At 35.9% G+C, this 14,727-nt stretch carries 14 protein-coding genes; 1 reads left to right on the top strand and 13 read right to left on the bottom strand.

From position 1 onward, the window contains the following. The first annotated feature begins 7 nt into the window (after positions 1-7). Positions 8-142 carry a YpzI family protein gene (locus ACERII_RS02305; RefSeq protein ID WP_373639817.1) on the top strand — a complete coding sequence of 45 codons (135 nt, stop codon included), beginning with the start codon at positions 8-10 and terminating at the stop codon, positions 140-142. A gap of 413 nt (positions 143-555) precedes the next feature. Here ACERII_RS02305 and fni read toward each other — a convergent pair whose 3' ends face one another. The 13 genes from fni to ACERII_RS02240 all read right to left on the bottom strand — a co-directional run bounded on the left by fni (position 556) and on the right by ACERII_RS02240 (position 14,543). Continuing rightward, the gene (gene fni, locus ACERII_RS02300; RefSeq protein WP_373639816.1) at positions 556-1,617 is read right to left on the bottom strand and encodes a type 2 isopentenyl-diphosphate Delta-isomerase; all 1,062 of its coding nucleotides are present in this window, start codon (positions 1,615-1,617) and stop codon (positions 556-558) included. 21 nt (positions 1,618-1,638) lie between these two features. Continuing rightward, on the bottom strand, positions 1,639-2,796 hold the full coding sequence (gene rpsA, locus ACERII_RS02295) for a 30S ribosomal protein S1 (RefSeq protein ID WP_373639815.1): 1,158 nt from the start codon (positions 2,794-2,796) through the stop codon (positions 1,639-1,641). Positions 2,797-2,944: 148 nt separating this feature from the next. Further along, positions 2,945-3,532 (bottom strand): lysophospholipid acyltransferase family protein, encoded by a 588-nt coding sequence (locus tag ACERII_RS02290; RefSeq protein WP_373639814.1) that lies wholly within the window; start codon positions 3,530-3,532, stop codon positions 2,945-2,947. Next, positions 3,525-4,211, bottom strand: a complete 687-nt coding sequence (gene cmk / locus ACERII_RS02285; RefSeq protein WP_373639813.1) for a (d)CMP kinase — start codon at positions 4,209-4,211, stop codon at positions 3,525-3,527. The genes ACERII_RS02290 and cmk overlap by 8 nt, the downstream gene beginning before the upstream one ends. Before the next feature lie 105 nt (positions 4,212-4,316). Next, the gene (locus tag ACERII_RS02280; protein ID WP_373639812.1) at positions 4,317-4,979 is read right to left on the bottom strand and encodes a flagellar brake protein; all 663 of its coding nucleotides are present in this window, start codon (positions 4,977-4,979) and stop codon (positions 4,317-4,319) included. A gap of 175 nt (positions 4,980-5,154) precedes the next feature. Then, on the bottom strand, positions 5,155-6,501 hold the full coding sequence (gene ypeB, locus ACERII_RS02275) for a germination protein YpeB (RefSeq protein ID WP_373639811.1): 1,347 nt from the start codon (positions 6,499-6,501) through the stop codon (positions 5,155-5,157). Positions 6,502-6,519: 18 nt separating this feature from the next. Continuing rightward, positions 6,520-7,641: a cell wall hydrolase gene (locus ACERII_RS02270; protein ID WP_373639810.1), complete on the bottom strand. Its 1,122-nt coding sequence runs from the start codon at positions 7,639-7,641 to the stop codon at positions 6,520-6,522. Positions 7,642-8,155: 514 nt separating this feature from the next. Beyond that, complete coding sequence (gene prsW / locus ACERII_RS02265; protein ID WP_373639809.1) at positions 8,156-8,824, bottom strand: glutamic-type intramembrane protease PrsW; 669 nt, start codon at positions 8,822-8,824, stop codon at positions 8,156-8,158. Between the two features lie 129 nt (positions 8,825-8,953). Next, on the bottom strand, positions 8,954-9,919 hold the full coding sequence (locus tag ACERII_RS02260) for an asparaginase (protein WP_373639808.1): 966 nt from the start codon (positions 9,917-9,919) through the stop codon (positions 8,954-8,956). Between the two features lie 22 nt (positions 9,920-9,941). Continuing rightward, positions 9,942-10,913, bottom strand: a complete 972-nt coding sequence (locus ACERII_RS02255) for a YpdA family putative bacillithiol disulfide reductase (protein ID WP_373639923.1) — start codon at positions 10,911-10,913, stop codon at positions 9,942-9,944. A gap of 109 nt (positions 10,914-11,022) precedes the next feature. Then, positions 11,023-12,312, bottom strand: a complete 1,290-nt coding sequence (locus ACERII_RS02250; RefSeq protein WP_373639807.1) for a Glu/Leu/Phe/Val family dehydrogenase — start codon at positions 12,310-12,312, stop codon at positions 11,023-11,025. Positions 12,313-12,772: 460 nt separating this feature from the next. Further along, positions 12,773-13,354 carry a genetic competence negative regulator gene (locus ACERII_RS02245; protein ID WP_373639806.1) on the bottom strand — a complete coding sequence of 194 codons (582 nt, stop codon included), beginning with the start codon at positions 13,352-13,354 and terminating at the stop codon, positions 12,773-12,775. 433 nt (positions 13,355-13,787) lie between these two features. Further along, complete coding sequence (locus ACERII_RS02240; protein WP_373639805.1) at positions 13,788-14,543, bottom strand: metallophosphoesterase; 756 nt, start codon at positions 14,541-14,543, stop codon at positions 13,788-13,790. Between the last annotated feature and the right edge of the window lie 184 nt (positions 14,544-14,727).

Below are 14,727 nucleotides of genomic sequence, written 5' to 3'. Positions count from 1 at the left end.
AATAAACATGGGCAAAGATAGACAGGAAAAAAAATTGAGAAAAGAAGGACGAGTTGCATCAGATAGAGATCAAAGCCTACATTATGGCGGTAGTACAAAACTAGAAGGAGAAGATTCAGCAAGAAAACGCCAAAGAGATTAATAAAAAGGTTTGTCAAAGCAGTACTCTTTGACAAACCTTTTTCATTCTTAACTAGTATGCTTACTCAAGAATTGACCTCTATACAAGTATAAATTTTGCCCTGCCTCATGCCGGATGAAATAAGTTAAGAAGTATTCTAGTACTCTTTTTCTCTTTATATAGAAAGAGCGAATGCCCACGGAACTCCAGTGGGAGCAGAGCAGAGGCAAGACACCGCAGAGCGGAGCTAGGATGGCGACATGACGCTGTTCCCACAGGACTTGGGCACCGTACTTCCTCAAGGAGGATTGGTAGCTCCGCACAGGAAAGGGAGTGGACTCTAGCGAATGGAATACAAAACAACAAAGATAGCCAAAATATAATAAGTAACCCACCAATGAGATCGTTTATTTTTAGGCTAGACCTCTTTTTAATTAATCGGGGATCTGACGATTACTATACATAGAAAGTGAAATCTCACGCATTTCTAACCACTCTTTTGTCCTATTAAATATAAGTAGTGGAGCTTTCTGCAGGTCATTGATCTTCTTTGCACCAACAGCCGTCATAATCATTTTCAATTCCTCCAATACATCCTCTATATACGTTACCGCTCCTTCCACGCCGTCTTCTTTAGCTATACGAAGAATATTCCCAGCCATCCCTGCCGCATTTGCCCCTAAAGCTATAGACTTGGCTATATCTAGTGATGTTTGTATTCCACCAGACCCAATCACTGTAACTGGAAATGGAGAATGCTTTGCTTCTGCAATGGAAACAACAGTTGGTATTCCCCACTCATGAAAAATAGATAATGACTTTTCTCTTCGTTTATCTTCAATTTTAGAAAAATTTGTACCTCCGAATCCACCAATGTCAACTATGGAGACTCCAGCATTATATAACTTAACTACAGTTTCTTTATTCATTCCATAACCAACCTCTTTTACAATGACAGGTACAGAAAGCTCTTTCGAAATTAATTCAATTCGATCAAGTGCTCCATGAAAGTTCCTGTCCCCCTCTGGCATTACTAGTTCTTGTATGACGTTTAAATGAATTTGAAGAGCATCCGCCTCAATCATATCAACACACTTTTTTGCTTGATCAACGGTGGCTTCACTTCCAATGTTAGCAAATAATATGCCGTTAGGATGCTTTTTTCTTACAATTTTAAAAGACGCAGCTTCTAAAGGATTTCTAATAGCAGACATTTGTGATCCCACTGCCATCGGCAATCCAAAATGATTTGCAATTTCTGCTAGTTGGCTGTTTATCATCTCTGTTCCTTTTCCACCACCACCAGTCATAGCATTTATAAAAAGAGGCGAACTGAGAACCAGTTCGCCAATAGAGGTTGTTAATGAAACATCCTCAACATCTATATTTGGTAGACTTTGGTGAAGAAACATTATATCATCGAACCCTGAACTTCGGGTCTGGCCTGTTTGTAACGCATGTGATATGTGTTCAAGTTTCCTTTTTGAACGACTCACCTCAATCACCTACTCTATTGTTTAATTTTTATATTTTTTTAACTGATCACCAATTACATCTCCTAATGAAAATCCAGCGTGATCATCTTGTTTTTGGTATTCTTGTTTTACTTCATTTTCTATTTTTGCTTCTTTTTCCTCTTGTAAGGCACGGATGCTGAGAGAAACTCTCTTGTCAGAAATATTTATATCTAGCACTTTCGCTTGAATTGTTTCTCCTTCTTTCAGAACTTCTCCTGGAGTACCAATATGTTTGTTAGCTATTTGAGAAATATGAACTAAGCCTTCTACACCAGGGGAAATCTCAATAAATGCTCCGAAAGAAACAAGTCGTTTTACTACACCTTCCACCATATCACCTTGTTTAAATTTGCCTTGAATTTGTTCCCAAGGTCCAGGAAGAGTATCTTTTATTGATAAAGATATTCTTTCATTATCAGGATCTACTCCTAACACTCTTACTTTTATTTGATCTCCTTCATTAAGTACCTCTGATGGTGTTTCTACATGATGATGCGCCATTTGTGATATATGTACGAGACCATCTACCCCACCTATATCAACAAACGCTCCAAAATCAGTTAATCGTTGAACTATCCCTTCTAATACATCGCCCACTTTAATAGAGGTTAGGGTTTCCCTTTTTTTCAAAGAAGCTTCTTCGTCTAAAACTGCCCGCTGAGATAGAATCAACTTATTTTTTTCTTTATCCATTTCAACAACTTTTAAACGTAGGGTTTTCCCTTTATAATTGGAAAAGTCCTCAACAAAGTGACGTTCCACTAGAGATGCTGGTATAAATCCTCTTACACCTACATCCACTACAAGACCACCCTTTACAACATCAGCTACATCAGCTTCTAAAGTTTCTCCTGAAGTTAGCTTCGCTTGTAATTCATCCCAAGCCTTTGCAGCAGCAACTGCTCTTTTGGATAATACAAGCTCATCATCAGTGGATTTTAGTACTTTTACCTCAACCTCTTCACCTTCACTCAATACATCACTTACCTTTTCAACGTGTAAACTGGATAATTCACTAATTGGGATTACTCCATCCAATTTATAGCCCACGTTAACAAATGCTTGCTTTTCCTCGATCTTTGAAATTGTTCCTGTAACAATTTCACCAACTGAGAATGTTTTCACTTCAGTCATTTCATTATTCATTTCATCTACCATCGACAATACCTCCCTAAATCCCCGATATTCGGGCATGAACTATTTATATGATAATCCTCTCAGCTTCGAGAGGCTTTTTCACTTCTTTTCGTTCATTTTCCTTTTTCACTTAGATAAAATACTAGTAGAAATATAAATATGAAATCCCCTATTTATCATATTCGTCAAGTAGCTTTTGAATCCCTGCCATAATTTTATTCGTTGCTTCCTCTGCAGAAACTTTTTCTTCTCTTAATTTATCCATATCTATTGGCTTTCCGTATACTAGAGTAATTTGCGAGAACAATTTATAATTACCAATGATAGCACTAGGAACAATATAGGCATTAGAACGTAGGGCAAAAAATCCTACTCCAGCTAAACCTTCTCCTAGTTTTCCAGATTTACTTCTTGTACCTTCAGGAAAAACTCCTATTAGCTCTCCTTCAGATAACAATTTTAATCCCGTCCTTAACGCTTGACGGTCACTCATCCCTCGACGAATAGGAAATGCACCTAATTTAGGAAGCAACGATTTTAAAATAGGAGCTTCAAACAGCTCAGATTTAGCCATAAATCTTGTTTGTCTTTTAATAAAAGCACCTAAAAAAGGAGGGTCTAATTCATGAATATGATTACAACATAACAGAACCCCTTCATTCTCTGGAATGTTTTCTTTCCCTATCACTTTCACGCGAAAAAACAATCGAAGAAATGTTCGACACAAGAATTGTCCTGTACTATATAATTTACTCACTTTTTGTTTCCCTTCTTTCATCAACAAAAGAGAGAATCGCATTTACAACTTCCGGAATTGTCATGGAGGTAGAATTTATTTCCCTTGCATCTTCTGCTTTTTTCAACGGAGCAATTTCTCTTTCTGAATCTAATTTATCTCTCAGACTTATTTCCTCTTTTAATTTTTCTAATTTAGAAGGTTGACCTTTTGTTAAAAGTTCTTCATGGCGTCTACGTGCCCTTTCCTCTACAGATGCGGTTAAGAAAATCTTTACCTCTGCTTCAGGTAACACAGCCGTACCTATATCACGACCATCCATTACTGTTCCACCGTTTTCTGCAAGTAATTGCTGCCTTTTCACCATTTCTGTGCGAACTTTTGAATGCTTTGCTACATAGGAAACTTGATTTGTAACGAAGGAGGAGCGAATTTGTTCACTAACATCTTGTCCATTAATATAAATAGACTGACCGCTATTTTTATTTTCTAAGTAAAATGTAATATTCGAGAGAACGTCAAAAAGTTTCTCTCCGTCATTTATATTCACTTTTTTATTTAGTGCTTCATATGTAAGTGCACGGTACATTGCTCCTGTATCGATATACACATAGGATAGTTTTTCTGCCACCATTTTCGCAACGGTACTCTTCCCTGCCCCTGCAGGTCCATCAATTGCAATATTAATCTGTTTCATCATGCTGTATACCCTTTCTAACAATCATATTTTTAAGACTATACGCCAATTTTATCACATTAGGCGAACGAAGGTCTATGTTTCGAAACTATACTGCTATGTTACTGCCTAGCCATTATTCGTCTTTACTTTTCTATGCGCAAGTTGTTTTTCAAAACAAAAGCGAACTATTTTCTGCCTATCCCCTTCTTTAATTGCCACAAATTGAAATGAACCCTTATCATTATCTTTTTCAGGAATGATTCGCACTACTTTTGCTGTTACATTGATATAGGTAATCTCACCTGATTGATAATGAAGTGGTAACCAAGAATTCACTTCGTCATCTTGTTTCAGTGTATGATTAGAGGGTAATAAAAGGGCCATTCCTCCTCCACTAATATCTATCGTCACTGTTGTAAACGGATGAACATTGTTACTGAGAGGCTGGACAGCAACATCTATTGGTAGTTCAATTCGAACATATTGACGCCTTTGAATTCGAATGTAATTCTCACTCTTTGGATCACTCAATACAAGCATAGGAAATTCTCTTTCTAATTTACCTAACACTTCTGTATTAAATAAGTAAATAGCTTTGTCCTTCCCAACGAACCAAGCTCGACATTGTGTTCCTTCTAACAAAAAATGAGCTTTCTTTGATACTTCTTCAACAGGATAATCAATATACAAACAATCTCCTTCTGAGTCTAATACCTTACTTCGATATCGTTTTTTATCCCCATCAGGATCATTTAATTCTAAAAATATTGTACTACCGATCTTAATCAAATGAACCTTCTCCTTTAAATCAAAAATGTACTCGAAATGATATTCGATACGAAACCTAAAATTCCTTCTTATTTTGATAAAAAAGAAAAGAATGTCTCTTTAGGTGACAAATACCCTGAGACATTCTCGGAGAAAAATTTAAAAGCTTTTTCTTGTCCAGCATTCCATTTTTTTCTTATGGGCGATACTTAGGCTCTGGATTTGCAAGTTTTTCTACTTTTTCTTCTTTACCATTTTCTGCATTTATAAAGATACGGTACGTGTCATTTTTGATTACCCCATAAAATTCATGACATAGTACTTCTTCCCCAAGCTGATTTTCTATTACTGCTAAATGATGTTCCATAACTTCCAAATTTGAATTAAGAAACTCTTGAGCTTCTTCTACTGTTAATTCTTGAGTAAATTCCTCCCGTTCACCATGCTGATCTAGATAGGCAAAGGCCTCATAACCTATTATATCCCCTTCATCTAAGGCAACCTCTAAAACAACAGAGTCCGCGTACACTCTTACATTATCCATTAATCCTACAAAATTAAATACACCAATATTGTCATACTGCTTGCTATCAACTAGCTTCATACTGTCAAAGCCATTGTTCTCTAGAAAAGCTTGTGCATTCTCGAATGCCTCATTTAAACTTATGCTCTGTTTTGCAATATCTCTTTCATTTAGCATCCAAACGGGATATCCACCCTTTTTGGTCACGTCCATCACTACATTTGTATCATGTTTTCCATCTGGAATAACTATACTGTATGCTTCATATGCCAATCCCTCACCAGTTTCTGTCACTTCTGCACCATTAACATTTTCTAAATTAAAGAAAACTTTCGCTTTTTCTAGTGCTTCCTTCTCCGATATTTCTTCTCCTACTAGGTTAGCTGCAATTTGCTCATCATTTGTAGCAAGTTCTGATGATCCCGCACCAAAGTCTACCTCAGCAAATCCTTCTACTTTTTCATCCACTATCTTAAATCCATTTACAATGGCGTTATCTAAAGGTTCATCCTCTGAAGCTAAAGCTAAATCTACATCCATCCAACGAAGGTTATCATTAAGAACCATCGATTGTACTTTTCTCATTTCATTTTGGATTTCACCTGATTGTTCATATAATGCTACTAATGTGTCATATTCCTCGTCTGTTAGCGGTTCATTCTCTAAGTCACGTACAGCGTTACGATAAGAAAAAGAACCAATATTATACAAATACTCTTCTGTTTTACTAAAAGGCATTAAAGCCAATGGCAATTGTCCTAAATCATTTTGTGCTAAAGCAGTTATTCGCCAAACTTCTGCTAGAGATGGCGACAGTCTATCTCTGGAATTCATTGCAAGTGTTGATCCGATTTCATCGTGTAATAGATCAATATGATATGTTAGTTCATGAAAGGCTCGTTGATAATTATTTTCCGATTTTATAAGAATTGAATTTTTCTCTTGATGTTCTTTATATCCCCAAAATCCTGTTCCAACTAATGCTACTGTTAAAATTCCTATCATTACAGAACGTATCACACTAACACCTCCGTCCATTTATTTACAAAAGATATGTTTCCCTATTTTCTTAATTTGAGGTCTTGTCCAAATCCACCCGGATGTTGCAGTATCAGGATTGAAATAATATAAAGCATTCCCAGATGGGTCTTGTCCGTTTATTGCATCTAAAACAGCTTTTCTTGCAGTTTCATTTGGCTCTAAATATATTTGACCATCAGCTACTGCAGTAAAAGCTCTCGGTTCAAAAATTACTCCAGATGCAGTATTTGGAAAAATAGGGCTTTGCATTCTATTTAGAATAACAGCTGCAACAGCTACTTGCCCTACATAAGGTTCGCCTCTTGCTTCTCCATAAACTGCTTGTGCCATAATTCGAATATCATTATCAGAAAAACCTTGAGGAACATTTATAGCACTTTGTATATCTGCATCGTTTGTTTCCCCTTCTGGATCTACAGTTTCGTCTGTTGGAGTTTCAACCTCTTCTTCTCCTTGTTGAGGAGTTTGTTCTGTCACCTGTCCTGGGTCTGGACTTTCCATCCCTTGTTGATCTTCTTGTGGTGCCGGTTGCTCCCACGTACCAGGTGTAGGTGGTTGATCTTGTGGTTGGCCAGTATCTGATTGCTGTTGTCCTGGGCTTGGTTGCTGTTGCCCCGTGCCTGAATCCTGCCCTTGTTCAGGAGCTGTTCCTCCCTGTTGATCTTGCTCTGGGCTACCACCGTCTTGTTCACTTTCTCCAGAATCTCTACTTCCTTTAGGGCCCTTTTGAATATCTAAAGGGGTTGTTCCATAATGGGTAAATTTCCTTCCTTCTCTTAGTGCTTTGTGCACAAATTCTTTATCGAATTGAGTTGACCTTTCTAACATCGCTTTCGTCTGATCACCTACGAGTCCATCGACATCCATCCCAAACTCTGACTGATAATTTCGGACTGCCCAGTATGTACTCCATCCGAAAACACCATCAATTTGTTCATCATAAAACCCGATATATTGAAGTCTAGCTTGTAACTCTACCACGTCATCTCCTGTAGCGCCTCTTTGGATAACTTGATCAGAAAATGCTCCAGTAGATATCGGTAATAATGTAAGCGTGACATAAATGAACATCGATATGATGCACAATCGCTTTTTTGCACTAATCCTGCTGTTATTCATGTGACATCCTCCTCATTTATTACTGTATAATTCACACTTCATGTTTCAATATGGATAGTTTTATCAAACAAGCTTATTTTATACAAAGCTACCTCCAACTTTCCTAATTTCCATAGAATAAAGACCTGATAATATGTTTCATGCCATACTTTTGGTGCCTCACAGCGTTTCTTCTCTAAATAAGAAGAGGGTGTATGGGAGTGATCTAACGAGATCCCTTCCATACACCCTCTATTTTCATTCTGGAGTTATATCAATTTTAAGATTTGATTCATTCCCACAAATACAACGTTTGAATCCTGTGTCAAAGCCCCCACTATTATTTGGACGACCACGGAGTATATACTTTTCACCACATTCATAACATCGTATGGTCACTTTATACCGCGGCTTTGTTTCAGGCAATAATGATCACTCCTTTTTTGTATTAATCAGTAATTATATACTTATCTTGTTTTTTACTATACAACGAAGTGACACTGTGGTTCAAGAAATGAGTACATTTCTATTCCATCTAAGCAATATTTTTTCTGAAATAGGATCCTTGATTTTGATTTGCCTTCTTTATCTTCCTTAAACCAAGAAACCAGAGAAATATCATAAAAGGGGTTAGCATATAAATCCATCTACTTTGTGTTAATAATATAAAGTTATAAAGACTGTGTAGTAAATATGGATAGAAGAAAGACAATGCTAAATAAAAATATTGCTTTTCTGGATAAAATTTTGCTTTACCTAAATAATATCCCATTAAAACCCCGAACAGCGCATGACTACTAACTGGGAAAACCGCCCTAAGAAAAGCAGTTTCAAGACCATTAGCTAATAAGTACAATACATTTTCAGCAGAAGCGAAACCTAATGCAACAGCGGTTGCATACACAATGCCATCATAACGTTCATTAAAATGAATATGATGATACACTGTTAATAATACAATAAACCATTTTAGAAATTCCTCAATTAAAGCAGTTTGAACAAATACTTCCTTGTAAACGGATGTAACAAAACCTTCCTCATTAAGAGCAAATTGTATGAAAAGGATTGGAAACACAAGTAAAGCACCGAATAAAAAACTTCTAAAAACCATATAAATAGGTTCTTGTTCAAAGTCATCCTTTAAATAGAAAAAACAAAGCAAAGCTATTGCAGGGGCAAGCCCTGCAGTTAATATTGGAATCATAAGGCTCATCGCCTTTCCTAACTTAATACTTTCTCTATTAATAATAAGTAATATATTCCCATATAGCAACAGTATTAATAAGTTTCTAATTCCAATGTTTACTAATTATAAAAAGCATCTTGAGTAAATTTAATGTAAAAAACCTTCTGCCACATTTTTGTTTGCCCTCAATAACGTCATTAACTTTATCCTTGCTTTCTTGCTATCATAATCTTTTCCTAAGATGACACCTGATTCATATAAATCAAATGCACTACCTAAATAATCGTAGGTGGTATAAACTTCACCTTCTTCTGCCGCAGTTGTAATAACAATATGAATACCAGCATTGATCGCTTCTTTTATAGCAGGCATCATCAATGGAGAAACCTGACCTCTACCTACCCCTTCTAAAATTATCCCATCAACCTTTGCAACGATACAAGCTCTAATTTGTTTTTCATCCGCCCCTAAGTAACTTTTCACAATATCTATCGTTGGAATATCTTTTTTTATTGGAATGTTTTTCTCTATACGAGTAGGACGCTGATATAAAAGCAACTTATCGTTATCGATAATTCCTAAGTAACCAAATCCAAATGAATTAAATCCTTGAATATTAGATGCATGCTCTTTTTTTACAAGTTTAGCAGCAAATACACGTTCATTAAATACAACGACTGTACCTATTTTATCTAGCTGTTTATCACAAGCTGAATAGATAGCGTGTCGTAAATTAATGAATGCATCACTACCTAATTGTTCAGGCGCCCTCTGAGATCCTGTAACGACAATCGGTCTAGAATTATCTATTGTCAAGTCAAAATAATATGCAGATTCTTCTAAGGAGTCCGTTCCGTGTGTTATAACGATTCCATCTGTTAGATCATTTTCAAACAACTCGTTTATTTTTTCTCGTATTTCATCTAAATCCTCAAATGTAATATGCATACTGGGCTTCTGCACCATAGAATAAATACTTACCTTAATATCTGTAGGTAAATCAAGAATATCCTTTAACTCTTCACCAGTCATGGCACCAGAAGTGAGGCGCCCCTCATCATTTTGCTTACTTGCTATTGTGCCTCCCGTCGTAATTACAGCTACCCTCTTCATAAAAGTCCTCCAATTTTTTAACCTATTTCCTACTTTGTATAGCTTGAGCAATTTGTTGTCCATGGAAACGTCCATTTTCAATAAAAATTTCATTTGCATTATTTCCTGCAGCAATAACTCCTGCAATAAAAATATTTTCTATATTTGTTTCCATCGTTTCTGAATGAAAGTATGGACGACCAGTACTATCATCAATAGATACCCCCATACTTTTAATAAAAGAATGATCTGGGTGATATCCTGTCATAGCAAATACGAAATTGGCCGCATTTTCAATGACTTGATTTCCCTGTTTAATCAATACAGAGCCTTTTTTTATTTCCTCTACTTTTGATTTAAAATACATATGAATTTTTTTATTACGAACAAGTGAATCAAACTCAGGTAGAATCCAAGGTTTTATACTACTAGAATATTCTGTGCCACGATAATATACAGATACCCGGGCACCTGCTTTCTCTAATTCTAATGCAGCATCCACTGCTGAATTTTTTCCACCTATCACCGCTACATCCTGGTCATAAAATGGATGTGCTTCTTTAAAATAATGAAAAACATGATCTTGTTCTTCTCCTTTAATCCCCATCATATTTGGCGAGTCATAATAACCCGTAGCTACTATAACGTATGTCGTTTCATACATTTTTCCCTCTTTGTCTGTTGTTAATAGAAAATTCCCGTTTGAATCCCTTGTTACATTCAAAACTTTTTCATACGCATTTATACGTAGCTGTTTTGTTTTTACCACTTCTCGGTAATATACTAGTGCCTCGTTTCTCTTTGGTTTTCTTTCCGTGCTATAAAAAGGAACATCACCAATCGAAAGCTTCTCACTCGTGCTAAAAAATTGTTGATGTGTAGGGTAATGGTATAAAGCATTTACTATATTTCCTTTTTCAATAATTAGTGGATTTAGTCCTGCGGTTTTAAGGGCAATTGCAGCCGCTAATCCACAAGGTCCTCCTCCAATTATGATAGCCTGTTCTCTTTGAATCATCATATAATCCACCTCATAACTTATGTCATCTATGTACTAACTGAAAAATCCCTTCCAACCGAAAGGGATTTTCTTTCATATATTATATTGTAATTTTGCAGTTTTGTTAAATCCAACCTCTAAATCGACTGGCTTCTGCCATTTTTCTTACACCAACCATATATGCAGCCAGACGCATATCTACTTTTCTTGACGTTGCTACTTTATACACATTATCAAAAGCAGATACCATTACTTTCTCTAATCTCTCTTCCACTTCTTCCTCCGTCCAATAATAACCTTGATTATTTTGAACCCATTCAAAATACGAAACTGTAACTCCCCCTGCACTTGCAAGTACATCAGGAACAAGGAGAACTCCTCTTTCATTTAAATGTTCTGTAGCCTCAATCGTTGTTGGACCATTTGCTGCTTCCACAATAATTTCCGCTTTTATTTTTTGGACATTCTCTTTTGTAATTTGATTTTCTATTGCAGCTGGTACTAATATGTCACAGTCGAGTTCTAGAAGTTCACTATTTGAAATAGTATCTTTAAATAGCTTTGTAACAGTTCCAAAACTATCTCTTCTGTCTAATAAATAATCAATATCTAAACCATCTGGATCATGAAGTCCTCCGTATACGTCTGAAATAGCAATGACTTTTGCTCCTGTATCATGCATAAACTTAGCTAAGAAACTTCCAGCATTCCCAAAGCCTTGGATAACGATTCTTGCGCCCTCTAAGTTAATGCCTTTTTTCTTTGCCGCCTCACGAATACAGATGGTGACTCCTTTTGCTGTAGCTGATTCACGCCCATGTGAACCTCCTAATACAATTGGTTTACCTGTAATAAATCCTGGAGAATCAAATTCCTTTATTCTGCTATACTCATCCATCATCCAAGCCATTATTTGAGAGTTAGTAAACACATCTGGAGCAGGAATATCTTTTGTAGGACCTACAATTTGACTAATTGCACGTACGTACCCACGACTTAATCGCTCTAGTTCAGGAAAAGACATTTCACGAGGGTCACAAATGATCCCTCCTTTTCCGCCTCCATATGGAAGATCAACAATTCCTGCTTTTAAACTCATCCATATCGATAACGCTTTCACTTCAGTTTCAGAAACGTCTGGATGGAATCGTACACCACCCTTCGTTGGTCCAACTGCATCATTATGCTGAGCACGAAATCCCGTAAAAATATGAATGGATCCGTCATCCATTCTTATTGGAATACGAACTGTCAACATGCGTAAAGGTTCTTTCATTAACTCAAACACTTCTTGTGGATATCCTAGACGATCTAACGCTCTTTTAATAACAGTTCTAGTTGATTGTAAAACATTCTTATTTTCCTCTTTTTCAACTTCATCTTTATTCTTGTTAGTATCTTCACTATTACCCATGTTTTCACCTCTAAGAATACGAAAATATAATTCAAAATCTACAATTTCTACTATAAAGAAACTAACCGGATTTTTCCACACCTATATTTTAAAATTAGACTCAGTTAAACGTTGACATTGATTTTTACTTCTGGTTGCTCGCTTTGTTTGGACGAACTGCAAGTCTCTTTCCAATTCGGCCTAAGAACGAGCCCAAGTCTTGTGGGCAATGACGTAATGTCGACATCCTCTCTCCTGGCGAAGTGCAAATATTGTGGACGATAAATAGTTTGCTTTTACTTTTAATCGGGCAGGTTATTTGACACGAGCCGTTGGCGCATAGAGCTAAACAACTACAAAGCCCAAAAAGGAATGCTTTATAATCTTTTTTAAAAGGACATTAGAAAAAGCCTATATCGTTAGAACAAAAATAGTATAAGCATCTAACATAAAAAAAACTCCTTTTAAAGTCTAGGAGTTTTTAAATAAAGGAATTATTTAATTGTTGAATCGCATGTTTTTGAATAATCGTCTTCCCGTATTCCTCTAGTCGATATGTTGTAACCGTTGCTGTATCTCCATATTCTACGACAATGGAAATAAAAGATTCAACACCTATTGAAATTGCATCAATTTCGTTAAATTGTAGATAATAGCTATCTTCATAATGATACAATTTTCCTGAACTAATTCCTAAGGTAGTTAACTGTTTTGCTAATTGTATTACATCCTCAATATCCTCAAATTTAAATAATAAATTATCATTCACATCTAATGTAATTTGTAATTCAATAAAAGAGTCATCAAAAGTTTCTTCTGCCTCATCTGTTATAGTAACAATCACAACCATTCCTTGAGATGGTAAAGCGAAAACTTCAACAATTACTGGACCTTCAGCATCGAAGCCTAACTCATCACTTGCTTCTGTTATCATATCTCGAAATAAGTCGTGAATTTTCGGAACATCCATCCAAATTTCATCTTTGGTAATCCCTCTTTCTTTGAGGTCATCAAAGGTTAAAAATATTTTGATTTTATCTGATGCTAACCGCTCCAGTCGCATGGTCGGTCCTCCTTGATGGTGTCATAAAAAGTGTCTATTCTCACGTTTTCAATACTCTTACTGATAAACTATGTATACAGCATGTTTTTGGTTCAACCGAATGCCTAAGAATATTTTTTTCTTCTAAATGAAAGCTTGTCCATGCTTATGAGGTTTCCCGGAAAATACACGTTCGTAAGAGTGCATAAACTATCTAGTTTTTAACACCTTTGTTTGTATTCCATTCGCTCCAACCTGCTCACTTTCCAAGGGAGTTACCGATCCTCCTCAAAATTCCGCATTAAACATCTAAGAAAGTATTTTGTCCCTCCATGGTTCATGTTTCCACTTGCTTGAAGCTGTATTCTCGTCTGAAATTACGCCTTTTCATTTCACCTTAAAGTACAGCTGTATATTCTCATTTATTGGAAGAAAAGCAAAAAAAGGACCGTACTTAATTAGTCCTTTTTCCAATTATCTTAAAAATATGTATTTGTGGTACTGCACCTAGGCGAAGAGGTAGTTTCCTCGTTCCGAAACCGTTACTAATAAAAACTGGTATATTTCTTTTTTGTTTCCAACCGCCCTTTTCTGCTATTCCTATAGGGCCTATTCTAATTTGTCCTCCGTGTGTATGACCTGAAAGGATTGCTATTATATTTTGGGAGTGCTCCATTTCTTTTATAATATTTGGATCATGACTAATTAGAATGCATGGTCCTTCTGCATAAGACATTGCCCTTTGTAAATCACTTCGTAAGCTAGTTACATCTTCTACGCCAACTAAGCTCCATAAAACATTTTCCTCTTTAAATAAATAAGACTCATTCTCTAATAAAGTTATCCCTCTTTGAAAAAGAATTTGACGGAGTTTATGCTCACCAAATTCGTAATCATTATTTCCCCATATAAAAAAAACTTGTCCGAGAGTTTGTATACTAGTAATATTGTTATTTACTAGGTCATCCTTTACCCCTCTTTCTACTAAATCACCACCAATTACAACAAAATCAACAGGAGGTAACCTTTGTAGGATTTCCTTTTTTATTTCACGTCGATGTACATCACTTATAAATAGAAAACTAATTTCTTTTGTAATATTATCTACGTATAGTACCTCTTCCGTTATTTGCAATTCTTTTGCTTGATTAGCCATATACGTAAGTAAGATAAAGAAAAGGACTGTTAATAAAAGAATGAAAAAAATCAATGGTGATCTCTCCTTGTGTATCGAGATAATCGTTTTGAATAGTCAATGGCTTCCATTATAGCATAAGCACTTGCAAAAGCGAGCATGAGAATTGCCACTAGTTTATATAGAATTATCAAAACTAAAAGAACGATAATGCTGAAGATTTTTTCGTATTTATGAATGTTGGGAAAAAGGTATAAAA

Source organism: Evansella sp. AB-rgal1, from assembly GCF_041820985.1.
In the GTDB taxonomy this organism is placed as follows: domain Bacteria; phylum Bacillota; class Bacilli; order Bacillales; family Salisediminibacteriaceae; genus Evansella.
This window is presented reverse-complemented; position numbering and strand designations above follow the sequence as displayed.